Origin of the sequence: Escherichia whittamii (genome assembly GCF_014836715.1) — a bacterium.
Classification (GTDB): domain Bacteria; phylum Pseudomonadota; class Gammaproteobacteria; order Enterobacterales; family Enterobacteriaceae; genus Escherichia; species Escherichia whittamii.
In genome coordinates, this window is the sequence record NZ_JACSQI010000003.1 from 91,438 (window position 1) to 116,570 (window position 25,133).

22 protein-coding genes are annotated in these 25,133 nt (G+C 49.8%); 8 read left to right on the top strand and 14 right to left on the bottom strand.

Going from position 1 to position 25,133, the window contains the following annotated elements:
• Nucleotide 1: 1 nt before the first annotated feature.
• The 5 genes from gudP to syd form a co-directional block, all read right to left on the bottom strand.
• Nucleotides 2-1,354, bottom strand: coding sequence for a galactarate/glucarate/glycerate transporter GudP (gudP, locus tag H9644_RS06205; RefSeq protein WP_064528202.1), 1,353 nt, complete (start codon nucleotides 1,352-1,354; stop codon nucleotides 2-4).
• Nucleotides 1,355-1,797: 443 nt separating this feature from the next.
• Nucleotides 1,798-2,247 (bottom strand): flavodoxin, encoded by a 450-nt coding sequence (locus H9644_RS06210; protein ID WP_191773789.1) that lies wholly within the window; start codon nucleotides 2,245-2,247, stop codon nucleotides 1,798-1,800.
• Between the two features lie 17 nt (nucleotides 2,248-2,264).
• On the bottom strand, nucleotides 2,265-3,047 hold the full coding sequence (gene truC / locus H9644_RS06215; protein ID WP_191773791.1) for a tRNA pseudouridine(65) synthase TruC: 783 nt from the start codon (nucleotides 3,045-3,047) through the stop codon (nucleotides 2,265-2,267).
• Nucleotides 3,047-3,376 (bottom strand): YqcC family protein, encoded by a 330-nt coding sequence (locus tag H9644_RS06220; protein WP_064528212.1) that lies wholly within the window; start codon nucleotides 3,374-3,376, stop codon nucleotides 3,047-3,049. Before H9644_RS06220 ends, truC begins: the two co-directional genes overlap by 1 nt.
• Before the next feature lie 622 nt (nucleotides 3,377-3,998).
• Complete coding sequence (gene syd, locus H9644_RS06225) at nucleotides 3,999-4,544, bottom strand: SecY-interacting protein (RefSeq protein ID WP_191773793.1); 546 nt, start codon at nucleotides 4,542-4,544, stop codon at nucleotides 3,999-4,001.
• 67 nt (nucleotides 4,545-4,611) lie between these two features.
• Here syd and queF point away from each other — a divergent pair, with 67 nt between their 5' ends.
• From queF to xni, 5 genes are all read left to right on the top strand, one after another.
• Nucleotides 4,612-5,460 (top strand): NADPH-dependent 7-cyano-7-deazaguanine reductase QueF, encoded by an 849-nt coding sequence (queF, locus tag H9644_RS06230; protein ID WP_064528222.1) that lies wholly within the window; start codon nucleotides 4,612-4,614, stop codon nucleotides 5,458-5,460.
• A gap of 111 nt (nucleotides 5,461-5,571) precedes the next feature.
• Nucleotides 5,572-6,936 carry a nucleotide 5'-monophosphate nucleosidase PpnN gene (ppnN, locus tag H9644_RS06235; RefSeq protein WP_064528225.1) on the top strand — a complete coding sequence of 455 codons (1,365 nt, stop codon included), beginning with the start codon at nucleotides 5,572-5,574 and terminating at the stop codon, nucleotides 6,934-6,936.
• A gap of 557 nt (nucleotides 6,937-7,493) precedes the next feature.
• A complete protein-coding gene (sdaC, locus tag H9644_RS06240) occupies nucleotides 7,494-8,783 on the top strand; it encodes an HAAAP family serine/threonine permease SdaC (RefSeq protein ID WP_064528228.1) in 1,290 nt (429 codons plus the stop codon).
• A gap of 57 nt (nucleotides 8,784-8,840) precedes the next feature.
• On the top strand, nucleotides 8,841-10,208 hold the full coding sequence (gene sdaB / locus H9644_RS06245) for an L-serine ammonia-lyase II (RefSeq protein ID WP_064528231.1): 1,368 nt from the start codon (nucleotides 8,841-8,843) through the stop codon (nucleotides 10,206-10,208).
• A 284-nt stretch (nucleotides 10,209-10,492) separates the two neighbouring features.
• Entirely contained in the window at nucleotides 10,493-11,248 is a 756-nt protein-coding gene (gene xni, locus H9644_RS06250) for a flap endonuclease Xni (RefSeq protein ID WP_064528235.1), read from the top strand.
• Nucleotides 11,249-11,302: 54 nt separating this feature from the next.
• Here the strand turns inward: xni and fucO are convergent, their stop codons facing one another.
• The 7 genes from fucO to H9644_RS06285 form a co-directional block, all read right to left on the bottom strand.
• Complete coding sequence (fucO, locus tag H9644_RS06255; RefSeq protein ID WP_105289277.1) at nucleotides 11,303-12,451, bottom strand: lactaldehyde reductase; 1,149 nt, start codon at nucleotides 12,449-12,451, stop codon at nucleotides 11,303-11,305.
• Between the two features lie 27 nt (nucleotides 12,452-12,478).
• Nucleotides 12,479-13,126 (bottom strand): L-fuculose-phosphate aldolase, encoded by a 648-nt coding sequence (fucA, locus tag H9644_RS06260; RefSeq protein ID WP_191773795.1) that lies wholly within the window; start codon nucleotides 13,124-13,126, stop codon nucleotides 12,479-12,481.
• Nucleotides 13,127-13,249: 123 nt separating this feature from the next.
• A complete protein-coding gene (locus H9644_RS06265) occupies nucleotides 13,250-14,248 on the bottom strand; it encodes a LacI family DNA-binding transcriptional regulator (RefSeq protein ID WP_064528243.1) in 999 nt (332 codons plus the stop codon).
• A gap of 64 nt (nucleotides 14,249-14,312) precedes the next feature.
• Nucleotides 14,313-15,893: an FGGY-family carbohydrate kinase gene (locus H9644_RS06270; RefSeq protein WP_064528245.1), complete on the bottom strand. Its 1,581-nt coding sequence runs from the start codon at nucleotides 15,891-15,893 to the stop codon at nucleotides 14,313-14,315.
• A 52-nt stretch (nucleotides 15,894-15,945) separates the two neighbouring features.
• Entirely contained in the window at nucleotides 15,946-16,896 is a 951-nt protein-coding gene (locus H9644_RS06275; protein WP_064528248.1) for an ABC transporter substrate-binding protein, read from the bottom strand.
• Nucleotides 16,897-16,969: 73 nt separating this feature from the next.
• Complete coding sequence (locus tag H9644_RS06280; protein ID WP_064528251.1) at nucleotides 16,970-17,953, bottom strand: ABC transporter permease; 984 nt, start codon at nucleotides 17,951-17,953, stop codon at nucleotides 16,970-16,972.
• 3 nt (nucleotides 17,954-17,956) lie between these two features.
• A complete protein-coding gene (locus H9644_RS06285; RefSeq protein ID WP_105289276.1) occupies nucleotides 17,957-19,456 on the bottom strand; it encodes a sugar ABC transporter ATP-binding protein in 1,500 nt (499 codons plus the stop codon).
• 469 nt (nucleotides 19,457-19,925) lie between these two features.
• Between H9644_RS06285 and fucI the strand changes: the two genes are divergently transcribed.
• Genes fucI through fucU form a run of 3 tightly spaced genes read left to right on the top strand, consistent with a single transcriptional unit; the run spans nucleotide 19,926 to nucleotide 23,604 of the window.
• Nucleotides 19,926-21,701 (top strand): L-fucose isomerase, encoded by a 1,776-nt coding sequence (gene fucI / locus H9644_RS06290; RefSeq protein WP_105289275.1) that lies wholly within the window; start codon nucleotides 19,926-19,928, stop codon nucleotides 21,699-21,701.
• A gap of 54 nt (nucleotides 21,702-21,755) precedes the next feature.
• Nucleotides 21,756-23,174 (top strand): L-fuculokinase, encoded by a 1,419-nt coding sequence (fucK, locus tag H9644_RS06295; RefSeq protein WP_064528259.1) that lies wholly within the window; start codon nucleotides 21,756-21,758, stop codon nucleotides 23,172-23,174.
• Between the two features lies 1 nt (nucleotide 23,175).
• Nucleotides 23,176-23,604: an L-fucose mutarotase gene (gene fucU / locus H9644_RS06300; protein ID WP_064528261.1), complete on the top strand. Its 429-nt coding sequence runs from the start codon at nucleotides 23,176-23,178 to the stop codon at nucleotides 23,602-23,604.
• 36 nt (nucleotides 23,605-23,640) lie between these two features.
• On the opposite strand, the gene rlmM is transcribed toward fucU, so the two are convergent.
• Both rlmM and H9644_RS06310 read right to left on the bottom strand, forming a co-directional pair.
• On the bottom strand, nucleotides 23,641-24,741 hold the full coding sequence (rlmM, locus tag H9644_RS06305; protein WP_064528264.1) for a 23S rRNA (cytidine(2498)-2'-O)-methyltransferase RlmM: 1,101 nt from the start codon (nucleotides 24,739-24,741) through the stop codon (nucleotides 23,641-23,643).
• Nucleotides 24,734-25,129 (bottom strand): DUF423 domain-containing protein, encoded by a 396-nt coding sequence (locus H9644_RS06310; protein ID WP_000203905.1) that lies wholly within the window; start codon nucleotides 25,127-25,129, stop codon nucleotides 24,734-24,736. The genes rlmM and H9644_RS06310 overlap by 8 nt, the downstream gene beginning before the upstream one ends.
• Nucleotides 25,130-25,133: the final 4 nt, after the last annotated feature.

Here is a 25,133-nt window from a genome sequence, read left to right on the forward strand (position 1 = left end):
CTTATTGCCCCGCGACAGGTTTCAACTCGATACGCTTAATATCGCCCACCAGCACCAGATAGCTCAGAACCGCGATTAAGGCATGAACCCCGACGTAAATCAGCGCCCCATTAAAGGAGCCAGTAGTGCCAACGATATAACCAATTGCGATTGGCGTGACGATACCGGAAATGTTACCGAACATATTGAACAGGCCGCCGGAAAGACCGCTAATCTCTTTCGGCGCAGTATCTGCCATTACCGCCCACCCCAGCGCCCCGATGCCTTTACCAAAGAAGGCCAACGCCATAAAACCGATGATCATCCACTCAACGTCGACGTAGTTACAGAACACCATCACCATCGACAACAACATGCCCATCACGATCGGTGTTTTACGCGCAATGTTCAGTGAACCAGTGCGACGCATCAACCAGTCGGAAATAATTCCCCCCAGCACACCGCCGATAAAACCGCAAACCGCCGGTACTGACGCGACGAATCCCGCTTTCAGAATCGACATCCCGCGCGCCTGCACCAGATAAACCGGGAACCAGGTAATAAAGAAGTAAGTCAGGGCGTTGATACAATACTGGCCGATATAAACACCGATCATCATCCGCGAACCGAGCAACTGTTTGATCTGCCCCCACTTCACGCTGAACGGTACTTTAACTTTGGTGTTTTGCTGATCCATATTGATCAGCGCTCCGCCCGCGGCGATGTACTCCAGCTCTTTCTGATTTACGCCCGGATGTTGATTTGGTTCGTGGATAACTTTCAGCCAGACAAAACTGATAACTACGCCCAGGCCTCCCATAAAGAAGAAGACGTGTGACCAGCCCACTTCATGAGTCAACCAGCCCATAATCGGCGCGAAGATAACCGTCGCAAAGTATTGTGCGGAGTTAAAAATCGATACCGCCGTTCCCCTTTCCTGCGCCGGGAACCAGGCTGCCACGATTCGGCTGTTGCCGGGAAAAGAAGGTGCTTCGGCAAGCCCTACCAGGAAGCGGAGAGTAAACAGGGCAACGATAATGCCGAATCCACTAAAGATATCGACGAAACCTTGCAGTAAGGTAAACATCGACCAGATAAAGATCGACCAGAAGTAGACGCGTTTTGAACCAAAGCGGTCCAGCAACCAGCCGCCAGGGATCTGTCCGATAACATAAGCCCATGAGAAAGCAGAGAACACATAGCCCATTCCCACCGGATCAAGGCCGATATCTTTGGCCATTTCTGAACCGGCAATGGAAAGCGTAGCGCGGTCACCGTAGTTGAAGGATGTGACGATAAACAACATCACCACTATCCAGTAGCGGGCATTCGTGCGTTTTTCCACACTGCTCGCAGCCTGACTTAAAGAACTCATTGTTGCACTCCTGAAAATTCGCGTTAGCCACGCTCGCTCTGGACTGCGACATCGCCAGGAAATCAGAGGTGACGTAGGGTATTTTTTGCCGTTTTTATAGGTCGTTCGCCGAATACGGCGCGTGTTTATATCTGGCTGTAGCAGTATAAAAAGCACGCCATAGCGGCTCACCGTGCAACAACACAACATTAATGCGTTCAATGAGGCTCGATTTTGGCATTAGCCCTGGACGGTGGAATCCACTTCACGGAAATGAAAACAAGAACAAGAAAGGAAGGGTTAAAACAGAGAAATAAAGAAGAGTATGAAATAGATCGCTTGACTCCAGGCAAACGCCAATAAAAATCCGCGCTAATAAGCAGTTTTTACTGGCATTTGCCTGAAAAGACTCGATTCAGCGCCGCTAAAACGACATTTTTCTGATCGCAGGACATTACAACAAATCAGGACAACAGCGTACCCCACTGTTCAACCCACGGATTGGATTCCGATTCTGGTTCTGGGGTTTCACTGGCATCAATCAGTAGCATTTCCCCTACCCGCTGCGCGCTCTGTTCCTGTAACAAAGCATCGAACTGTTTACCACCGTTGCAAAAATTCACATAACTGCTGTCGCCGAGCGCAATCACGCCGTAACGCAGATTCGGCTGGAAGCCCAGGCTATCCTTGATTCCCAGAAAGAGCGGCACAATGCTGTCAGGAAGGTCGCCCTGCCCGGTCGTGGACGTAACCACCAGAACATATTTGTCCTGATAGGGTAACCAGTCGCTCAATTCTGGGTCTTCAAACACCGTTGCTTTGTGGCCCTGTGCGGTCAGAATCGCTTCCGCTTCTTCGGCCACTAGCAGTGAATTCCCGTACATGGTGCCCACAAAAATACCAATTTCCGCCATACCGTTTTCTCCCTGGATTAGGAACTTATCTCACCATCCTGACCCGATGGCGCGCTGAACTCAACCCTTTCATTTTCAGGAAGCTGACCGCGCCAGCCAAATTGTGATAATGCCTGCATCCAGGTGTCGTCCAGACCGGCGTGAATAGTCAGCGGCTCGCCAGTAAAAGGATGCGTCAATGACAACTTGCTGGCGTGCAACATTAACCGCCGGAGGCCAAAATGTTCAGCCGCGCTGCGATTCTGGCGTAAATCGCCATGTTTGCTGTCGCCAATAATCGGATGGCGCAAATGGGCGAGATGGCGACGAAGCTGGTGTTTTCGTCCGGTTTTCGGCTCCAGTTCCACCAGACCGTAGCGTGTCGTCGGGTAACGCCCGGTCGCGACGGGCATTTCTACGCTCGCCAGTCCGCGATAACGCGTTACCGCCGGCTGCGGGCCTTTATCTTCGCGGGCGAATTTATCAGCAATTTTATCCAGTTCCTCCACCAGCGGATAATCCAGTTCCGCCTCTTCCATCAGCCAGCCGCGCACAATCGCATGGTAGCGTTTCTGTATTTGGTGCTGTTCAAACTGTTGCGCTAACAGCCGCCCGGCCTCGCTGGATAATCCCATCAGCAATACACCGGAAGTCGGTCGGTCCAGACGATGTGCGGTAAAAACGTGCTGACCAATCTGGTCACGCACGGTTTGCATGACCACCACTTTCTCGTCGCGATCCAGCCAGCTTCGGTGGACCAGCCAGCCAGACGGTTTGTTAACCGCAACCAGCCATTCATCCTGGTAGAGTATTTCCAGCATCAGTTTGTATCATCCGCAAAAAGCGCATCCAGTTTTTCCAGCTCCGCCAGAATAAGCGCGCGCTGGGGATGGTCCGTCGCCAGCGCCATTTCATAATACGGCGCCACGGCAAAAGCCCCCGGCAATGGCTGATTATTATCTAAGAGATCGAGCATTCGCGGGATCAGTACCCATTGCAACCACTCCAGTGGCTCCATGGTGTCCATAAAGAAAGGTTGGGTACTGTTGAATTGATGCGGCTGCGGTTCATCGCTCCGCCAGTGCTGATGTTCACGCAGTAATGTTTCAAGCGCCTGCAACTGAAGACGAACGCGGTCATGAGTGGTCATAAAGCAACCTCAAGAAGAAAAAACTGCCGCGAAGGATAGCAGGAATAAAAAAAGGGAGCACTGTATTCACAGTGCTCCCGGTTCGTTTCGCAGCATTCCAGCTACTTTTGTTGCTCCCTGCTCATCCTTGACAACTTTTCCTGTGGCCTTGCGACCAATCGTTCATCCTGAACTAATGCTTCCTGCTCACACCACCCCGATGTGATACTTCATCCTGAAGTGTCCCTGGCCATCCTGACCCACCGAATCATCCTGACCGGTTCTCATTCTCCATCCTGGAGGTGTCCTTTAACGCATCCCGCGTTTTCCTCTTCGCTTCATCCAGAAGCCTTTCCCTGAAACACCATCCTGGCGTGTCCTTTAGAAGTGTCATCATCCTGATGTTCACTTCGTTGTCTGACTCCCTGTCGACGAAGATAGAATCGTCTTTTTCGCTGAGTCTTACAAGGCGCTTACAGACAATGCCTTAAGGAAAATTTCATATAAAAGTTAAGAATCTGCCGTCAATACATTGATTTAAAATAGAAATATCGATTCTTATCTTTTTAAGTATTCACTTACTTCCTGGCGATCTCTTACAGGGTCTGTAAGAGATCTCTCACAGCCAGACGGGGTATTTGGATTACAGAAGAGGCTTAAGCTGCGTAAGGAATTCCGCAAGATTTGAGGCTAATTGCGTACGATTCCGCGTACCCAGCGTCTCTTTGCATACTTCGCCAGAGAGATTACACACCGAAATCACTTCCAACTCTTCTTCCAGTGTGGCGATAAATAACGTGGGGGACAGTTTTAGACGTTTCTGGGTAACCAGATGTCCAATCAGGTTTTCCTGCACCCGGTGGAAGTCATCTTCGCTCCAGGTTTGCAGTAATGTCAGTTTGATATCGCCAAACTGCGCATACATATCCCCGGCAAACTGGGTCGTATAGAAGGCATGAATTGCGGGTTGTATCACAATGTCAAACGCACGTTCAACCGCGTTTACATTTTGCTCACCGCTAAACGGCTGCGGTTGCCAGAACACAGCATCATTAGTGGTTGAAATAATGCATGGTGAAGGAACGCCATATAGCTCCTCGCTTAACGGCCAACTATTGTGCTGTTCGTGCCAGGCATCGCAGTAACGCGTGGTAAAATCTCTCAAGGCTTGTGCGGTCAATTCGTCCACTAATTTCTCTCTTCACTTAAACCGGATACACTTGTCGTTTAGTTTATCTGGTTTATGACGGTGAAACATGTCTTCTTATGCAAACCATCAGGCACTTGCGGGCCTGACTCTTGGAAAATCAACTGATTACCGGGATACCTACGACGCCAGCCTGCTACAAGGCGTTCCACGTAGTTTGAATCGCGATCCGCTGGGCCTGAAAGCAGATAATCTGCCTTTTCACGGTACGGATATCTGGACGCTGTATGAACTTTCCTGGCTGAATGCGAAAGGTTTGCCGCAGGTTGCCGTGGGTCATGTTGAACTTGATTACACCAGCGTAAATCTCATTGAGTCGAAGAGTTTTAAGCTCTATCTCAACAGCTTTAACCAGACTCGCTTTAACAACTGGGAGGAAGTGCGCCAGACGCTGGAGCGCGACTTAAGCACCTGCGCCCAGGGTAACGTTAGCGTGGCGTTATATCGTCTTGATGAACTGGAAGGTCAGCCGGTGGGGCATTTCAATGGCACCTGCATTGATGACCAGGATATCGCTATCGATAACTATGAATTCACCACTGACTATCTTGAGAATGCCACCAGCGGCGAGAAAGTGGTGGAAGAAACTCTCGTTAGCCACCTGCTGAAATCAAACTGCCTGATTACTCATCAGCCAGACTGGGGATCTATCCAAATTCAGTATCGTGGGCGCAAGATTGACAGGGAAAAACTGCTGCGTTATCTGGTTTCTTTCCGTCATCATAACGAGTTCCATGAACAGTGCGTAGAACGCATTTTTAATGACCTGTTACGCTTCTGCCAGCCAGAGAAATTAAGCGTTTACGCACGTTATACCCGTCGTGGCGGTCTGGACATTAACCCGTGGCGCAGTAACGGTGATTTTGTCCCATCAACAACCCGTCTGGCACGGCAATAAAATTTTTCTCAATTTTGCGTGCTGGATTCACGCATAAGGTTGTGAAAGGTCATCAGGCAGGGCTATTGTAATCAAAGGGAATGACGATAAACGTCCCATAAGGAGTTTTTCTTGATTACACATATTAGCCCGCTTGGCTCCATGGATATGTTGTCGCAGCTGGAAGTGGACATGCTTAAACGCACCGCCAGCAGCGACCTCTATCAACTATTTCGCAACTGTTCACTCGCTGTTCTGAACTCCGGTAGCCTCACCGATAACAGCAAAGAATTGTTGTCCCGTTTTGAGAATTTCGACATTAACGTGCTACGCCGTGAACGCGGCGTTAAGTTAGAACTGATCAACCCCCCGGAAGAAGCTTTTGTCGATGGGCGTATAATTCGCGCCTTGCAGGCCAACTTGTTCGCTGTCCTGCGCGACATTCTCTTCGTCTATGGGCAAATCCATAACACCGTTCGTTTTCCAAACCTGAATCTCGACAACTCTGTTCACATTACCAACCTGGTCTTTTCTATCTTGCGCAATGCTCGCGCGCTGCATGTGGGCGAAGCGCCAAATATGGTGGTGTGCTGGGGCGGTCACTCGATCAACGAAAACGAGTATTTATATGCCCGTCGCGTTGGTAATCAGTTGGGGCTGCGTGAGTTAAATATCTGCACTGGCTGTGGTCCAGGTGCGATGGAAGCGCCGATGAAAGGCGCGGCAGTTGGACACGCCCAACAGCGTTACAAAGACAGCCGTTTTATTGGTATGACTGAACCATCGATTATCGCCGCTGAACCGCCTAACCCGCTGGTTAACGAACTGATCATCATGCCGGATATCGAAAAACGTCTGGAAGCGTTTGTCCGTATCGCCCACGGCATCATTATCTTCCCTGGCGGTGTGGGTACAGCGGAAGAGTTGCTGTATTTGCTGGGAATTTTAATGAATCCAGCCAACAAAGATCAGGTCTTGCCATTGATCCTCACCGGCCCGAAAGAGAGTGCTGATTACTTCCGCGTACTGGACGAGTTTGTCGTGCATACGTTAGGAGAAAACGCGCGCCGCCATTATCGCATCATCATTGATGACGCTGCAGAAGTAGCCCGTCAGATGAAAAAAGCGATGCCGCAGGTGAAAGAAAACCGTCGCGATACGGGCGATGCCTACAGCTTTAACTGGTCAATGCGTATTGCGCCAGATTTGCAAATGCCGTTTGAGCCGTCTCACGAGAATATGGCGAATCTGAAGCTTTATCCGGATCAGCCAGTTGAAGTGCTGGCCGCCGACCTGCGTCGTGCGTTTTCAGGCATTGTAGCCGGTAACGTAAAAGAAGTCGGCATTCGCGCCATTGAAGAGTTTGGGCCATATAAAATCAACGGTGATAAAGAGATCATGCGCCGTATGGACGACCTGCTTCAGGGGTTTGTTGCCCAACATCGTATGAAGTTGCCTGGCTCTGCTTACATCCCTTGCTACGAAATCTGCACCTAATCTCCCTTCCCCCGGTAACATTCGTTGCCGGGTTTTTCTCTTTTTTAGTCGCTCACTAATCAATCTATTTCATTTGTTATCTGAATGTTTCAGCGCGTCATCAGGTAATTAATATCACCACCTGTAATATGTCATACAATTTATGCTATAACGCAAACGTTTACCTTGATTTGAAGACCGCATTTTATCTCTGCAAAAAAGAAAATCCTGCAATCATTAACTAAAAGTATTGATTTTTGCAGTTCAACCTACATATATTGCGCGCCCCGGAAGAGGCCAGATGTCGTTAATCTGCCAAATATTGCCCTTAAATTCTCTTTTACTTTTGATTTACAGAGTAAAGCGTTGGGATTATCTATCTTCCAAGTAGATTATTGTATTTGAGATCAAGATCACTGATAGATACATAACTTGTGTGTATCTTTCCGCCCTCAAATTATTACGGCGGAAAATGATTAAGCCATCGCCGATAGACAGATTTCATTTTTACGGCCAGGCACCTTCCCGGGCTGAACTGGCTAAAAGCTGAATTATTTGCATTCCTCCAGGAGAAATAGATGGAAACGACTCAAACCAGCACGATTGCGTCGAAAGACTCTCGCAGTGCCTGGCGCAAGACAGACACTATGTGGATGCTGGGCCTTTACGGCACGGCGATCGGCGCGGGTGTGCTGTTCCTGCCAATCAACGCCGGTGTTGGCGGTATGATCCCGCTGATCATCATGGCTATTCTTGCGTTCCCGATGACGTATTTTGCGCACCGTGGCCTGACTCGCTTCGTGCTGTCTGGTAAAAACCCAGGCGAAGACATCACCGAAGTTGTAGAAGAACACTTTGGTATTGGCGCAGGTAAGCTGATTACCCTGCTCTACTTCTTTGCTATCTACCCGATTCTGCTGGTTTACAGCGTGGCAATCACCAACACGGTTGAAAGCTTCATGTCTCACCAGCTGGGTATGACGCCGCCGCCGCGTGCGATTCTGTCGCTGATCCTGATCGTGGGTATGATGACCATCGTTCGCTTCGGTGAGCAGATGATCGTTAAAGCGATGAGTATTCTGGTATTCCCGTTTGTTGGCGTACTGATGCTTCTGGCTCTGTACCTGATCCCGCAGTGGAACGGCGCAGCACTGGAAACTCTGTCTCTGGACACTGCATCTGCAACCGGAAACGGTCTGTGGATGACCCTGTGGCTGGCGATTCCGGTAATGGTGTTCTCGTTCAACCACTCTCCGATCATCTCTTCTTTCGCCGTTGCGAAGCGTGAAGAGTACGGCGATATGGCAGAACAGAAATGCTCGAAGATCCTGGCATTCGCACACATCATGATGGTGCTGACCGTAATGTTCTTCGTATTCAGCTGCGTACTGAGCCTGACTCCGGCAGACCTGGCTGCGGCTAAAGAGCAGAACATCTCGATTCTGTCTTACCTGGCTAACCACTTTAACGCGCCGATCATCGCGTGGATGGCTCCGATTATCGCGATTATCGCTATCACCAAATCCTTCCTGGGCCACTACCTGGGCGCACGTGAAGGCTTCAACGGTATGGTGATCAAATCACTGCGTGGTAAAGGTAAGTCTATCGAAATCAACAAGCTGAACCGTATCACCGCGCTGTTCATGCTGGTAACGACCTGGATTGTTGCCACCCTGAACCCGAGCATCCTGGGTATGATTGAAACCCTGGGCGGCCCAATCATCGCGATGATCCTGTTCCTGATGCCGATGTACGCAATTCAGAAAGTACCGGCAATGCGTAAGTACAGCGGTCACATCAGCAACGTATTCGTTGTCGTGATGGGTCTGATTGCAATCTCCGCAATCTTCTACTCTCTGTTCAGCTAAGTTCTTTCGCGCCGCTTTCGGGCGGCGCTTCCTCCGTTTTAACGCGATGTATTTCCTATGATTAGCGTATTCGATATTTTCAAAATCGGCATTGGCCCTTCCAGTTCTCATACCGTTGGACCAATGAAAGCGGGTAAACAATTTACCGACGATCTGATTGCCCGTAACCTGCTTAAAGACGTAACCCGCGTGGTGGTTGACGTCTATGGTTCGCTCTCTCTGACCGGCAAAGGGCACCACACTGATATCGCCATTATTATGGGCCTGGCGGGAAATCTGCCGGATACCGTGGATATCGACTCCATCCCTGGTTTTATTCAGGATGTAAATACTCACGGTCGCCTGATGCTGGCAAACGGTCAGCACGAAGTCGAGTTCCCGGTTGATGAATGCATGAACTTCCATGCCGATAACCTTTCTCTGCATGAGAACGGCATGCGTATTACCGCACTGGCTGGCGATAAAGTCGTTTACAGCCAGACTTATTACTCCATCGGCGGTGGTTTTATCGTTGATGAAGAGCATTTTGGCCAGCAGGATAGCGCACCGGTTGAAGTTCCGTATCCGTACAAAACCGCTGCGGATCTGCAAAAACATTGTCAGGAAACCGGGCTGTCACTCTCTGGCCTGATGATGAAAAACGAACTGGCGCTGCACAGCAAAGAAGAACTGGAGCAGCATCTGGCCAACGTCTGGGACGTGATGCGCGGCGGTATTGAACGCGGTATCACCACCGAAGGTGTGCTGCCGGGCAAACTGCGTGTTCCACGTCGTGCGGCGGCGCTGCGCCGAATGCTGGTCAGCCAGGATAAAACCACCACTGACCCGATGGCGGTTGTTGACTGGATCAACATGTTCGCACTGGCAGTGAACGAAGAGAACGCGGCAGGTGGTCGTGTGGTGACTGCGCCGACTAACGGTGCGTGCGGGATTATCCCGGCAGTGCTGGCGTACTACGACAAGTTTATCCGCGAAGTGAACGCTAACTCACTGGCTCGCTATCTGCTGGTGGCAAGCGCCATTGGTTCTCTTTATAAGATGAACGCGTCGATTTCTGGTGCCGAAGTAGGTTGCCAGGGTGAAGTTGGCGTGGCGTGCTCAATGGCGGCGGCTGGTCTGGCTGAATTGTTAGGCGCAAGCCCGGCGCAGGTGTGCATCGCGGCGGAAATCGCCATGGAACATAACCTCGGTCTGACTTGTGACCCGGTTGCTGGACAGGTTCAGGTACCGTGCATCGAGCGTAACGCCATTGCGGCAGTGAAAGCGGTGAACGCCGCGCGTATGGCGCTTCGCCGTACCAGCGAACCGCGCGTCTGCCTCGATAAAGTTATCGAAACCATGTACGAAACAGGTAAAGACATGAACGCCAAGTACCGCGAAACCTCTCGCGGCGGCCTGGCGATGAAGATCGTTGCCTGCGATTAATCTCTCTTCTGAGGCCTCGTTTTGCGAGGCCTCACATTGTTGAAAATGTACCTGTTGTTTATGTCGGTTGCGGCGTAAACGCCTTATCAGACCTACAAAACAGCGCTAATTCAATAGATTGCGATTCTTTTGTAGGCATGATAAGCGTAGCGCATCAGGCAATTTGGCGTTGTCGTCAATATCAGACCTCGTTTTGCGAGCCCTCTTCCTGTTTTCTCATCCAGTCGTAGCCTCTTCCGGTATCGAATGTTACCCTTATCGCCTGATCTTTAAGGGGGAATATCGTGGCTGTTCATTTGCTTATCGTCGATGCACTGAATCTTATTCGTCGCATTCATGCCGTGCAGGGTTCACCCTGTGTCGAAACCTGCCAGCACGCCCTTGATCAACTTATTATGCACAGCCAGCCGACCCACGCCGTCGCCGTTTTTGATGATGAAAATCGCAGTAGCGGCTGGCGTCATCAGCGCCTGCCAGATTACAAAGCGGGTCGCCCGCCAATGCCGGAAGAGTTGTACAACGAAATGCCTGCATTACGCGCAGCATTTGAGCAACGCGGCGTCCCGTGCTGGTCAGCCAGCGGCAACGAAGCCGATGACTTAGCCGCCACACTGGCGGTCAAAGTGACCCAGGCAGGGCATCAGGCAACCATTGTTTCGACAGATAAAGGCTACTGTCAGCTACTTTCACCTACATTGCGTATTCGTGATTACTTCCAGAAACGCTGGCTGGATGCGCCATTTATCGATAAAGAATTTGGCGTTCAACCGCAGCAATTGCCCGATTACTGGGGGCTGGCGGGGATCAGTAGTTCAAAGGTGCCAGGCGTTGCGGGGATTGGGCCCAAAAGCGCCACGCAGCTGCTGGTCGAGTTTCAGAGTCTGGAAGGGATCTATGAAAATCTGGACGCGGTTGCCGAAAAGTGGCGCAAGAAATTAGAAGTCCATAAAGAGATGGCGTTCCTTTGCCGTGATATCGCCCGCTTACAGACTGATTTGCATATCGACGGCAATTTACAGCAATTACGGTTGGTACGGTAAAACCGTGCCGGATGCGGCACAAACGTCGCATCCGGCATTATCACATCAGCGCAATTACCAGGCGGTATGGTAAAGCTCTACAATATCCTCAAGCGTTGCTTCACGCGGGTTGCCACCGGTACAAACATCGTCCAGTGCCGCCTGCGCCAGTGCCGGAATGTCTTCCTTGCGTACACCAACATCACGCAAATGTGGCGGAATACCGACATCACGGTTGAGAGCAAACACCGCTTCAACAGCGGCATTACGTGCGTCCTCCAGGCTCAAACCTTCCACTTTTACGCCCATTACACGCGCAATATCGCGGTACTTCTCGCCAGTAAATTCGGCGTTATAACGCATAATATGCGGTAACAAAATGGCGTTAGCGACACCGTGAGGGGTGTTGTAAAACGCGCCCAGCGGATGCGCCATACCGTGCACCAGCCCCAGTCCAACGTTCGAGAAGCCCATACCCGCAACATACTGCCCGAGCGCCATCTCTTCTCCGGCATCCTTATCACCAGCAACCGAACCACGCAGCGCACCGGCAATAATTTCAATGGCTTTAATGTGCAACGCATCGGTCAGCGCCCATGCGCCACGGGTAATATATCCTTCGATAGCATGAGTCAGCGCATCGACACCCGTCGCGGCTTTCAGCGCCGGAGGCATGCCGTCCATCATGTCAGCATCAATAAACGCCACCTGCGGAATATCATGCGGATCAACGCAAACAAACTTACGACGCTTTTCTTCATCAGTGATCACGTAGTTAATGGTCACTTCCGCCGCAGTGCCTGCCGTGGTGGGGATTGCCAGAATCGGCACGCTGGGTTTGTTGGTCGGTGAAAGCCCTTCCAGGCTGCGTACATCGGAAAACTCAGGGTTATTGCTGATGATACCAATTGCTTTACAGGTATCCTGCGGGGAACCACCGCCGATGGCGATTAGATAATCCGCACCACTGTTCTCAAATACGCCAAGCCCTTCTTTTACTACGCTGATTGTCGGATTCGGAACTACACCGTCGTAAATCGCCCACGCCAGCCCTGCGGCGTCCATCTTATCGGTCACTTTCGCGACCACGCCGCATTGCATCAGCGTTTTATCAGTCACGATCAGCGCCTTGTTGTAACCACGGCGTTTTACCTCATCAGTAAGAGCACCAATCGCACCGCGCCCAAACCATGCCGTTTCGTTCAGAATCATTCTGTTAGCCATCGTCCTTCTCCTTGTTGCTTTACGAAATTACTCTTCAATCCGTAATCCATAGGTTTTGAATTTTTCCAGCACCACGACAATCTCTTCATCGCTCAGTACCGGTACAGGGTCTTTAATCGCCAGAGTACTCAGATAAAGCTGTGCCAGCACTTCAACTTCTTGCGCCAACCATAACGCTTTCTCCAGATTAACCTCACAAGCGATAAGCCCATGATGTTGTAACAAAATTGCTTTACGGTTTTTGAGAGCCAGCGCAACATGTTCGGAAAGTTCGCGAGTCCCAAAGGTCGCATAAGGCGCGCAAGGAATAGAGTTACCGCCAGCGGCCGCAATCATGTAGTGGATAGCGGGGATAGGTCGGTTGAGTATGGAAACAGCCGTGCAGTGGATGGCATGGTTATGGACAACCGCGTTGGCATCCGGTCTGCTTTGATAGGCCGCCATATGGAAACGCCATTCGCTGGACGGAATTTTGCCCTCTTCGTATTTGCCGTTGCTATCAACATAGACAATCATATTTTCCGTCATTCTTTCATAAGGAATACCGCTTGGCGTAATTAACATGCCATTTTCAAAACGCGTACTCACATTTCCAGCGGTACCCTGATTTAACCCGAGACGCGTCATTTCCAGACAAGTTTCAATTATTTCACGGGATAAACGAGTTCTTTCCATCTCTATTCTCCAGATACAGGTTCAGCTCGTCTTATTGCGTAAGACCGCACCGCAAATGAAGACGGGTTATGAGAGTAACCATTGAATATTTTTATCCAATGGCTGATTGTTTTTCCGCGATGATTATTTTTTTCTTCTACGTTTAATTAACTTCATTTCTACTTTAACCGTTTTTTTCACCGGTCTTTCTTCAAGGGCGCTTAACATCATTTCGAATGCTTTTTCAGCCCACGCATTTTCATCCTGCTGCATTGACCAGACATTATTAGCGAGAAATCCCAACATAGGATGTTCATCGAACGTACCTATATTGATTTCTGGTGGTACAGCGCCAAAGCGATCGCGAATCGCACGAACGGCTCCCTCAAGCACAGGTAAAGAAGAGGCGATAAATGCCTGCGGACATCCCTGCTCTTCAATGAGTTTTTCCATAATGACATAGCCGCCTTCAGGAGTATTTACCGGGCCTTCCCGCACCCAATCGCGATGGGTAATCCCTTTTTTTGCCAACGCATTCAAATAACCTGTCAGACGATCGCTAATACTCGGCAAACCGGCATCTCCAAGCAAAAACCATACTGGTGTCTGCCCTGCGTCTAAAATATTTTGTGTCAATCTTTCGCCGCCAGATATATTGTCACTCTCTACCAGTGCGTTATCGGTATATTTAAAATCACGGTCGAGTAACACCATCGGCTTACGAATTTTACGTAAATGATGTTGTTGATTTTCCAGTGTCGAAGGAACAATAAACAGGCCATCGACATTTCGCGCAATAAAAGCTTTTGTTAATTTATTTTCATAGTCAACATCATCATAGGTACAGCTAATAGTGAGTTGATATCCCGAACGTCGACAGCGTTGTTCGAGCTTTTCAGCCAGCGTTGCAAAAAAGACATTGGATATGTTGGGAACAATCAAGCCCAATGTATCTGTTTTGTTAAGTTTAAGGCTGCGGGCAGAATAATTAATGGTATAGCCATAGCGGTCAACATATTCATTGATACGCGTTTGGGTTTTGACGCTGATTCGATATTGTTCCGCTTTTCCATTTAGCACCAGTCGCACGGTCGTAACCGATAACTTCAGGTCACTGGCTATCTGCTCTACTGTTTTAGCCATAGGTATTTCCCAATTAACATCCAGACGTCAAATCACAATCATAAAAGTATTTTTAACTTTTGTCTTATTGCATCAGTTGGTTAACCGCCTGTTGTTGCTCCCAAAGCGTCAGGTAAACCTGGTATTTACGCTCTAAAAATTCACGGCGTTGTGGGTTTGCCCGAATAACCTCTCCGGCTTCAACCATTGCTTTGCACGCAGATGAAAAATCCCCCCATGCTCCGCAGGCCACAGCACCGCTAATTGCTGCGCCCAACGTAACTGCATCTTCTTCTTGTATCAGGTGGATATCGCAGCCTGTCACGTCTGCATATTCGCGTAGCCACAATGGATTGTGTGTTGCACCGCCACATAAGGTTAATCGGGTAATGTTATGGCCATTTTCCCTCAGGGTTTCAATAATATGTCTGGTGCCAAAGGCTATCGCCTGCAAGGTCGCAAGATAGAGTCGCGCGAGCTGATTTTCACCACGCTCCAGCGTTAAGCCATAGACACTTCCTCTGGCATCAGGTTTTGCTCGTGGCGAACGATTACCGTGATGATCGGCAAGCACATGTAGATTTCTCGTGGGTTCAGATTCGTTCTCTTCGAGTGCGGCTACCCATTCATTAATCAGTTGAATCGGATGACACCCGCGTTGCTGCGCCTTGTTAAAGAGATCCGCACTTGCCCCGGACTCCTGAAGCGTCCACTCCACCAGCGCACCGGCAGCGCTTTGCCCACCTTCAGTTAGCCAGTAACCAGGTAGCATGGCCGACCAGTATGGTCCCCAGACGCCAGGTGTGAATATCTTTTTTTCACTGCACAGCATGTGGCAATTCGACGTTCCGCTTATCAATGCCAGCGTTCCTGATGGCTGCGCGCCTGCCAACGCCACACCACCGGCATGGGCATCAATCAGACCGCTCGCCACCACGACATCCGTCGTTAACCCTAGTTCATCCGCAGCATTAGCACTCAATGTCCCTACCGATGTGCCAGGGGGAAGAATGTCAGAAGGAATTTTGTCGAGTAAATCCAGCATGCCTGTAGACTCCAGCAAGCTATGGCTAAAACGTTGCTCATGAGCCAGATAATTCCATTTACACGTTAGCGTGCACAATCCCGCTACGTCTCGCCCTGTCGCCTTCCAGACCAGAAAATCCGCAAGGTCGAAAAAGCGATGAGCGGCCTGCCAGGTTTGCGGTAAATGTGTTTTTAACCAACGTAGCTTTGGTAACTCCATCTCTACGCTCACTTCACCACCAACGTAACGCAGTGCAGAGTCCTTCGTCGCGTTAATCTGCGCCGTCTCGACAGTTGCACGATGATCCATCCACATAATGATGTCGTGTTCCGCAGGTTCCCCGGGGGATACGGCCAGACCTTTACCTTGTGCATCCAGAACGACCAGTGAACAGGTGGCATCAAAACCAAGTGAACGAATCGCCGTCGTCGGAATTTCCGCCAGTGTTATCGCCTCTTTCACCGCTTTACAGACCTGTTGCCAAATCTCAGCCGAAGACTGCTCGACACGCTCGCCGCCAGGACGAAACTGGGAGACGGGTGCAGTAGCGAATGCCAGCCTGCGGCCGCTGTCACTGTAAACACCAGCCCTGACACTGGCCGATCCGACATCGACACCGAGAAAATAACCGTTATGCATAAAGCCTCCCTGACGCTGGAGCTCACGGGGGTGAAAGCTCACCCCCAACATTTTATTTCTTACCGAACGGGTGCAGCAGTTTGTCAATTTCAGGTGTGTTAATGTTTTCAGCATTCACATACTTCACCGGGATATCGATCTCTTTTTCAACGCTTTGCCCTGAAAGCGCAGCATTTAAAGTTTTAATCCCCTGATAGCCAATCTGGTATGCATCCTGAACAACAAAGCCCTGAATGACGCCATTTTTCAGGAAGTTAATAATCGCTTCCGTACTATCGAAACCAATCGCCTTCACCTTACCTTTCAGATTCTGGCTATCAATGGCATTCGCGACTCCGAGCGTTGCACCTTCATTGGTAGCATAGATACCCGCAAGATCGGGGTTTGCCTGAACCAGGTCAATAGTTTTATCCATCGCTTTTTGTGGATCACCATCGCTGTATTGAACAGGTAATACGTTGATGTCCGGGTATTTTTCTTTCATCCGCTCTATAAAACCTTCAGAGCGTTCGATGGCGGAAGAGGTTCCTGCGACATGTGCGATAATTCCCACTTTCCCTTTATTATTCACCTGAGCGGCTAAGGCATCGGCGGCCTGAGCACCGGCTTTACGGTTATTGGTCGCGACAAAACTCACCGGGATGTCCGAATTAACGCCGGAATCAAAGGTCACTACTTTAATCCCACGAGAATTTGCCGTTTCTACCAGTGGAGCGAGCGCGTTCTCGTCGAGGGCTGCCAGTAATAAGCCATTCGGCTTTTGCGCCATTGCGTTTTCAACTAATTGAATCTGCTCGGCAATTTGCGTTTCATCCGCCGGACCGACATAGCTGGTTTTATCCCCCATTTCTTTGGCGGCAGCTTCAGTACCCATTTTTACGGTTTGCCAAAATTCATGCTGGAAACCTTTACTGACGACCGGAAGATTAAAATCCTTTGCCTGTGCGCTGGTAGTCATGCAAGCCAGCAGAGATAACGCATAGACAAAATTCCTGGTTTTCATTGTTGTACTCCGTTTTGAGTGAGTCACCCTTAACGTCAGGGCAGTTATTTCCCGATAAAACAGGGAGCCTTAGTCAACGAATCTTTTTACGTAGGGTATCGAGATAAACGGCTGCCACGACAACGACTCCCATCGCAACCATTTGCCAGAACTGGGAGACGCCCATTAAATTGAGGCCATTTTTCAGGACACTCATAATGAAAGCGCCAATGATGGTGCCGCCAATAGTGCCAATACCGCCCATTAAGCTGGTTCCGCCAATCACCACCGCCGCAATCGCTTCCAGCTCATAACCCACACCTACCGTTGGCTGCCCGGAGTTCAGGCGAGATGCGAGGATGACGCCAGCAATCCCCGTTAATAAGCCACAGAAGGCATAGACGAAAATTTTCACGCGCTGAACTTTAATACCGGAAAGATGGGCGGCAACTTCATTACTGCCAACGGCATAGACGTAGCGACCGATAACGGTTTTCTTCAAAATGTACGCAGCAACAAGCGCTACTATCACGAGGTAGAAGACGGGATAAGGAAGTACATCAAACAAACGCCCCTGGGCGAGCGTTTTGAACGTCGGGTAATCGGCAAAATAGATTGCGCGCCCGTCGGTCATCACCATATTGATGCCCCTGACGGACATCATCAGACCCAACGTGGCGATAAACGGTGGAATGGTCATTTTTGTGACCAACAAACCATTCACATAGCCGCATAATCCACCTGCTAAAACACCGGCAATAATACAAACAGGCAGCGGTAGACCCAGCGTGGCGCAAATACCCACGGCGACACCAGAGAACGCCACCACCGACCCCAGTGAAAGGTCGATTCCGGCAGTAATAATGACGAAAGTTACGCCAATAGCCATGATGCCGATTACCGACGTTTGCAGAGCAATCGTCATGATATTTTCGGTATTAAAGAAAAATGGCGAGCTAAAGCTAAAAAACAGGACAAGAATAATCAGGCTGAAAAGTGGTGCCAGGCGCATCAAGAGTTCTTTATTAATTTTTATTTTCTTATTATTGCTGTCTGAAGAGGTTACAGAGATAGTCATATTTTAATCCTCTAACGTCGCGTATTGCATAATTTTTTCTTGTGTGGCTTCATTCGCGCTAAGTTCACCAGTAATTCGACCACTGCGCATCACTAAAATACGGTCGCACATCCCTAACACTTCCGGTAATTCAGAGGAGATCATGATAATTGATTTCCCCTTAGCCACGAGGCGATTCATTAACTCATAAATTTCCAGCTTGGCGCCAACATCAATGCCGCGAGTAGGCTCATCGAAAATTAAAATATCAGTATCTTTACAGACCCAGCGCGCAATAATAATTTTCTGCTGATTTCCTCCACTTAGATTTAATGCTGCCTGTTCAAGATGTGGTGTTTTAATCCTTAACGCTTTTACCTGTTGCTCACTGGTTTGTTGGCAACGACGCGAATCGACATTACCAAAACGATCGGAATATTCAGGATAATTTCCCAACATAATATTCCGTTCCACAGACAAGTTAAGTGCCAGACCTTCTTTTTTGCGGTCTTCCGTCAGGTAACTGATCCCTTGCTGAATAGCATCCGAAATATCCTTAATAACAGTTTCCTTACCGTTCAATTTTAGCGTTCCGCTGTCAATGGCGTCCGCACCAAAAATCGCGCGCGCAAGCTCAGTACGGCCAGCGCCCATGAGTCCGGCAAAGCCGAGGATCTCGCCACGATAAAGCGTGAAATTAATATCGTTAAGTACGCCTTTGCGCGTCAGTCCATTCGCCTCCAGTACTGGAATCTTCTGCTGCAACGCCTCGCGGCGAGGGTAAATATTCCCTAAATCGCGACCGACCATCATGGCAATCAAATCGCTGATATTTACGCATTCATAATCCACAGTGCTGATGTACTGGCCATCACGCATTACGGTCGCACGATCGGCAATAAGCGCCAGTTCTTCAAGGCGGTGAGAAATATAAACTATTCCAGTGCCCTGCTCTTTCAATAATCGGGTAACGCGAAATAAGCTTTCAATTTCAGTTTCTGTTAACGCCGCGGTGGGTTCATCCATAATTAATATCTTCGCGTTAACAGAAATAGCTTTAGCTATTTCCACCATTTGCTGCTGGGCAACCGTAAGATCGGCAACCAGAGTATCTGGTGAGATTGCCAGATTTAATTTTTGCAAAATCTCAATCGTCGCCTGACGTTGCTGTTTTTCGTCCAGCCGCCAGCGATTCTTTTTACAAAACTCTCTACCAATAAAAATATTTTCTTCTACCGTGAGTTCTGGAAATAAGTTGAACTCCTGATGAATAATTGTAATACCAACGCGCTGTGCACTTAATGGATCCAAGAATGAAACAGGTTGGTCTTCAAAAATCATTTCACCTTCGTCAGGTTGATAAACCCCCGACAAAATTTTCATTAAGGTAGATTTTCCTGCACCATTTTCCCCCAATAATGCATGAACCTCGCCCCGACGTAGGGTAAATTGCACGTCATTAAGCGCCAACACTCCAGGAAAGCGTTTGGTGATATGCTTCATTTGCAAAAATGTTTCGGACATTGCAGCTTTCCTCAATAATCAGAAACTGAAAATGTGAAGTACGGCATAAACGTCGCTACTAAAGCCATCTCCACTGTGATACGAATAACGTTTGAATAGATATTTATCGCATCAATTTATTTTCCGCATTTGCTAACTCGAGTTAGCGTCCACCTTTTAAAGGCTATTTTAGGTCTACAAATTAGCCAAATCATTTGAGGTAAAACTGTGATGCATAACCATTAAAATGTAATAACCACATGATTATTAAAAATATTGTTTTTTATCCTGGTAAATAACAATTTGACAGAGATCGAATTTTAACCACTTCTCGTGAACCCACTCACATTTCAACAACAAAAAAGTTGTGTATAAAAAGCCTACACACCTAAGCTAACTCGAGTTAGCAATTAATGATCAATACTACTGCTTCGGTGGTTTCCTTTCTCCGCCTTAGCAGAGCGCCAATAAAGCGAAATGAGGAATCCTGATGAAAATTAACACGTTACCGAAAGTTGGCATCCGTCCGGTTATCGACGGTCGTCGCATGGGCGTGCGTGAGTCGCTTGAAGAACAAACGATGAATATGGCGAAAGCCACGGCCGCACTACTGACCGAGAAACTGCGCCATGCCTGCGGCACTCCCGTTGAATGCGTGATTTCAGATACCTGCATCGCCGGTATGGCCGAATCTGCTGCCTGCGAAGAAAAATTCAGCCGCCAGAATGTGGGGCTCACTATTACCGTAACGCCTTGCTGGTGCTACGGTAGCGAAACCATTGACATGGATCCAACGCGCCCGAAAGCCATTTGGGGATTTAACGGTACTGAACGTCCTGGCGCCGTTTATCTGGCTGCCGCACTGGCTGCCCATAGTCAGAAAGGTCTGCCCGCGTTTTCTATTTACGGTCATGACGTACAGGATGCCGGAGATACCTTGATTCCTGACGACGTTGAAGAAAAACTGCTGCGCTTTGCCCGCGCAGGCCTGGCGGTTGCCAGTATGAAGGGCAAAAGCTACCTGTCGCTGGGCGGCATTTCAATGGGTATCGCCGGATCCATTGTTGATCATAACTTCTTTGAATCCTGGCTAGGAATGAAAGTCCAGGCGGTGGATATGACCGAACTGCGTCGCCGCATCGATCAGAAAATTTATGATGAAGCAGAACTGGAACTGGCGCTGGCCTGGGCCGATAAAAACTTTCGCTTTGGCGAAGACAAAAATGCCAAACAATATCAGCGTAATGATGAGCAAAACCGCCAGATTTTACGCGAAAGCCTGCTGATGGCGATGTGTATTCGCGACATGATGCAGGGCAACAGCAAACTGGCTGATATTGGTCGTGTTGAAGAATCACTTGGCTATAACGCCATTGCCGCTGGCTTCCAGGGCCAACGTCACTGGACCGATCAATACCCAAATGGCGACACCGCAGAAGCAATTCTTAACAGCTCTTTTGACTGGCATGGCGTGCGTCAGCCGTATGTCGTCGCGACAGAAAACGACAGCCTGAACGGCGTGGCAATGTTAATGGGTCATCAGCTTACCGGTAGCGCCCAGGTTTTCGCCGATGTTCGCACCTACTGGTCACCGGAAGCAGTAGAACGCGTCACAGGCCAAAAACTGAGTGGTCTGGCGGAACATGGCATCATCCACTTGATTAACTCGGGCTCCGCTGCACTGGATGGCTCCTGTAAACAGCGTGACAGTGAAGGTAAACCGACCATGAAGCCGCACTGGGAAATCACCCAGCAAGAGGCAGATGCTTGCCTGGCCGCCACTGAATGGTGCCCGGCAATCCATGAGTATTTCCGTGGCGGCGGCTATTCGTCGCGTTTCCTTACCGAAGGCGGCGTTCCGTTCACCATGACCCGCGTCAACATCATCAAAGGGCTTGGGCCAGTACTACAAATTGCTGAAGGCTGGAGCGTTGAGTTGCCGCAGGAAGTGCACGAAATTCTCAATAAACGTACTGATTCCACCTGGCCGACCACGTGGTTTGCACCGCGCCTCACCGGCAAAGGACCATTTAGCGACGTCTACTCGGTGATGGCTAACTGGGGGGCTAATCATGGCGTGTTAACTGTCGGTCATGTTGGCGCGGACTTTATCACCCTCGCCTCAATGCTACGTATTCCCGTTTGCATGCATAACGTCGAAGAAACCAAAGTGTATCGCCCTTCAGCCTGGGCCGCACACGGTATGGATATTGAAGGGCAGGATTATCGCGCTTGCCAGAACTACGGCCCGCTATATAAACGTTAATTGCTGGCGCCCGGTGGCGTAACGTCTACCGGGTTTATCCAAGCAGGAGCGACTATGAAACAAGACGTTATCCTGGTGCTCGACTGCGGGGCGACCAATGTCAGGGCGATCGCAGTTGATCGGCAGGGAAGAATTGTTGCCCGCGCCTCAACACCTAATGCCAGCGATTTAGCAACGGAAAACAGTGTCTGGCACCAGTGGTCTATAGATGCCATTTTGCAGCGTTTTGCTGATTGTTGTCAGCAAATCAGCAGTGAACTGGATACTTACCAGATTCGCGGGATAACCGTAACCACCTTTGGCGTGGATGGTGCGCTGGTCGACAGGCAAGGAAATTTGCTCTATCCGATCATTAGCTGGAAATGTCCGCGCACTGCGGCGGTAATGGAAAACATTGGACGATTCATTTCTGCGCAACAGTTACAGACCATTTCTGGCGTCGGCGCTTTCAGTTTCAACACGTTATACAAACTCGTATGGTTAAAAGAAAACCATCCACAGCTATTGCAGCAAGCGCATGCCTGGTTATTTATTTCGTCCCTGATAAATCAGCGTTTAACGGGAGCATTTACCACTGATATCACCATGGCCGGAACCAGTCAGTTGCTGGATATTCAACAGCGTCATTTCAGTCCACAAATCTTACACGCTACCGGCATTCCACATCATCTCTTCCCGCGCCTGGTTGAAGCGGGTGAACAAATTGGCACACTACAAAACAGCGCCGCAACACAACTTGGTTTACCAACAGGTATCCCTGTGATCTCCGCAGGCCACGATACCCAGTTTGCACTTTTTGGCGCCGGTGCCGGGCAAGACGAACCCGTGCTTTCCTCCGGCACCTGGGAAATTTTGATGGTCCGTAGCGCACAGGTTGATACGTCACTGCTTAGTCAGTATGTCGGTTCTACCTGTGAACTCGATAGCCGGGCTGGCCTGTACAATCCGGGCATGCAGTGGCTGGCTTCGGGAGTGCTGGAATGGGTCAGAAAGCTGCTCTGGAATACAGATACTCCCTGGCAAATGCTAATTGAGGAAGCGCGCCTTATTCCACCGGGAGCGGATGGTGTGAGCATGCGGTGTGATTTGTTATCGAGCCAGAACGCCGGCTGGCAAGGCGTCACTCTCAATACGACGCGTGGGCATTTGTATCGCGCAGCACTGGAAGGATTAACAGCACAGTTACTGCGTAATCTGGAGATGCTGGAAAAGATTGGCCACTTCAAAGCCACTGAATTGCTGCTGGTAGGCGGCGGAAGTCGTAACACGTTGTGGAACCAGATTAAAGCCACGGTACTAAATATTCCGCTAAAAGTGCTCGATGACGCTGAAACGACCGTCATAGGTGCAGCCCTGTTCGGCTGGTACGGTGTCGGAGAATTTAGCAGCCCGGAAGAGGCACGCGCGCAGATCCAGTATCAGTACCGCTACTTCTATCCACAAACGGAAGCCGAATTGATAAAGGAAGCATGAAATGTTGAAAACGATTTCGCCGTTAATTTCTCCCGACTTGTTAAAGGTGTTGGCAGAAATGGGGCATGGTGATGAGATTATTTTTTCCGACGCCCACTTTCCTGCCCATTCTATGGGACCACAAGTCATTCGCGCCGACGGCCTGCTGGTGAGCGACTTGCTACGGGCGATTATCCCGTTATTTGAACTGGATAGCTACGCACCGCCGCTGGTGATGATGGCGGCGGTAGACGGCGATGTTCTTGATCCAGAAGTCGAGCAACGTTATCGCGATGCGCTGTCGCTGCAAACACCCTGCCCGGAAATCACGCGTATTGACCGTTTCGCTTTTTATGAACGATCACAAAAAGCCTTTGCGATCGTAATTACAGGTGAACGTGCGAAATACGGGAATATATTGTTAAAAAAAGGGGTTACGCCCTCATCGTAAAAATTATGGCCGGAGCAGACGCCCCGGCTATGTCTTTTATCGTTCATCGCGACGGCCACCCACAGCAGCCCAGATACGGCGGACGTGCACCGTCACTTCTTCGCGATCGTGATACAACTGACGCGCCTGAATCTGAGCATTGATGCCATGTTCATCAAGCTGTGCCTGAATGTACGCCAGATTGTGTGATACTTCTTCGTAGCGTTTTTTCATTGGCAGTTTGAGGTTGAAGATAGTTTCACGACACCAGCCATTAACCAGCCACTGCGCCATCAAAGCCGCGACCTTCGCCGGTTTCTCTACCATATCGCATACCATCCAGGAAATATTGCTGCGTGTCGGACGGAATTTGAAACCGTCTTCCCGCAACCACGTCACCTGCCCGGTATCCATCAGACTTTGCGCCATCGGGCCGTTGTCGACAGAGTAAACCCACATGTTGCGCTTCACCAGTTGGTAGGTCCAGCCGCCCGGACAAGCGCCTAAATCCACCGCCCACATCCCGTTCGCCAGGCGTTCATCCCATTCATCCGCAGGAATAAACACATGAAATGCCTCTTCCAGTTTGAGCGTGGAACGACTTGGTGCCTCTGCCGGAAACTTCAGGCGCGGAATGCCCATATAGAACGGCGAGTTATTATTGCTCCAGGAGTAGCCGGTATAACAGCAGCCTGGTGCGATAAAGAACACATGCACAACCGGACGCTTCGGCGTTTCATAATTCGCCAGCACACCCGCCTCGCGCAAGGCAGCCCGTAGCGGTACGGTAAATTTACGGCAGAATTTCAGTAACTCTTTGCTTTCGTTGGTATCAGCGACTTCAACGCGCAACTCTCCGCCCTTCTCTACCACACCCTGCAACATGCCAACTATTGGCGTAATACGGTCTTCCGGCGGCAAATGCTGGAGCAGTTCCCCCACCACAAACCACTGGCGGGCAAAAATTAATGAACTAAATGGCAGTTCACGAATTAACTTATCGCCATCTTCCGCTTGATAACATTCATAAATCACATAACCCGCATTCTCTTTTACACGGGCAAAACCGAATATTTCCCGCTGACCGGCCTTATCGGTAATTTCTGCGGCGCACTCTTTTTCAAAGCCCGGACGGCACAACAATACAACCTTATTCATGACTTACGCCCTTGCGCTTTAAACGGATAGCCCCAACTAACATTAACGCCCAGCCCGCGAGAAAACTCACACCGCCGACCGGAGTGACAAACGCCCACAAACGCAGATGAGACAGCGCCAGGCAATAAAGGCTGCCGCTGAACAGCACCGTACCTAGCGCCAGAAAGACGCTACTCCAGTAAAACCAGATACTGATGCGACGTTGCATCGCCACCGCCAGACCTAAAATCGCCAGCGTATGGAACGCCTGGTATTCGAGGCCGGTCTGGATCCAGCCCATTTCAACAGCGCCCATGGTTTTACTTAAAACATGCGCACCAAAAGCACCCAGAGCGACAAAAATGAAGCCGCTAATGGCGGCGAAAATCAGCATAAAACGGCTGGTCATGGTC

Bases quoted from the DNA above. Each gene is read 5' to 3' on its own strand.
- H9644_RS06310 (WP_000203905.1), bottom strand. From the start codon at position 25,129: ATGACCAGCCGTTTTATGCTGATTTTCGCCGCCATTAGCGGCTTCATT.
- truC (WP_191773791.1), bottom strand. From the start codon at position 3,047: ATGCTGGAAATACTCTACCAGGATGAATGGCTGGTTGCGGTTAACAAA.
- H9644_RS06265 (WP_064528243.1), bottom strand. From the start codon at position 14,248: ATGGCTAAAACAGTAGAGCAGATAGCCAGTGACCTGAAGTTATCGGTT.
- fucO (WP_105289277.1), bottom strand. From the start codon at position 12,451: ATGGCTAACAGAATGATTCTGAACGAAACGGCATGGTTTGGGCGCGGT.
- sdaB (WP_064528231.1), top strand. From the start codon at position 8,841: ATGATTAGCGTATTCGATATTTTCAAAATCGGCATTGGCCCTTCCAGT.
- fucA (WP_191773795.1), bottom strand. From the start codon at position 13,126: ATGGAAAGAACTCGTTTATCCCGTGAAATAATTGAAACTTGTCTGGAA.
- H9644_RS06285 (WP_105289276.1), bottom strand. From the start codon at position 19,456: ATGTCCGAAACATTTTTGCAAATGAAGCATATCACCAAACGCTTTCCT.
- H9644_RS06220 (WP_064528212.1), bottom strand. From the start codon at position 3,376: ATGACCACTCATGACCGCGTTCGTCTTCAGTTGCAGGCGCTTGAAACA.
- H9644_RS06275 (WP_064528248.1), bottom strand. From the start codon at position 16,896: ATGAAAACCAGGAATTTTGTCTATGCGTTATCTCTGCTGGCTTGCATG.
- H9644_RS06270 (WP_064528245.1), bottom strand. From the start codon at position 15,893: ATGCATAACGGTTATTTTCTCGGTGTCGATGTCGGATCGGCCAGTGTC.
- H9644_RS06280 (WP_064528251.1), bottom strand. From the start codon at position 17,953: ATGACTATCTCTGTAACCTCTTCAGACAGCAATAATAAGAAAATAAAA.
- gudP (WP_064528202.1), bottom strand. From the start codon at position 1,354: ATGAGTTCTTTAAGTCAGGCTGCGAGCAGTGTGGAAAAACGCACGAAT.
- queF (WP_064528222.1), top strand. From the start codon at position 4,612: ATGTCTTCTTATGCAAACCATCAGGCACTTGCGGGCCTGACTCTTGGA.
- rlmM (WP_064528264.1), bottom strand. From the start codon at position 24,741: ATGAATAAGGTTGTATTGTTGTGCCGTCCGGGCTTTGAAAAAGAGTGC.
- H9644_RS06210 (WP_191773789.1), bottom strand. From the start codon at position 2,247: ATGGCGGAAATTGGTATTTTTGTGGGCACCATGTACGGGAATTCACTG.
- fucI (WP_105289275.1), top strand. From the start codon at position 19,926: ATGAAAATTAACACGTTACCGAAAGTTGGCATCCGTCCGGTTATCGAC.
- sdaC (WP_064528228.1), top strand. From the start codon at position 7,494: ATGGAAACGACTCAAACCAGCACGATTGCGTCGAAAGACTCTCGCAGT.
- fucU (WP_064528261.1), top strand. From the start codon at position 23,176: ATGTTGAAAACGATTTCGCCGTTAATTTCTCCCGACTTGTTAAAGGTG.
- fucK (WP_064528259.1), top strand. From the start codon at position 21,756: ATGAAACAAGACGTTATCCTGGTGCTCGACTGCGGGGCGACCAATGTC.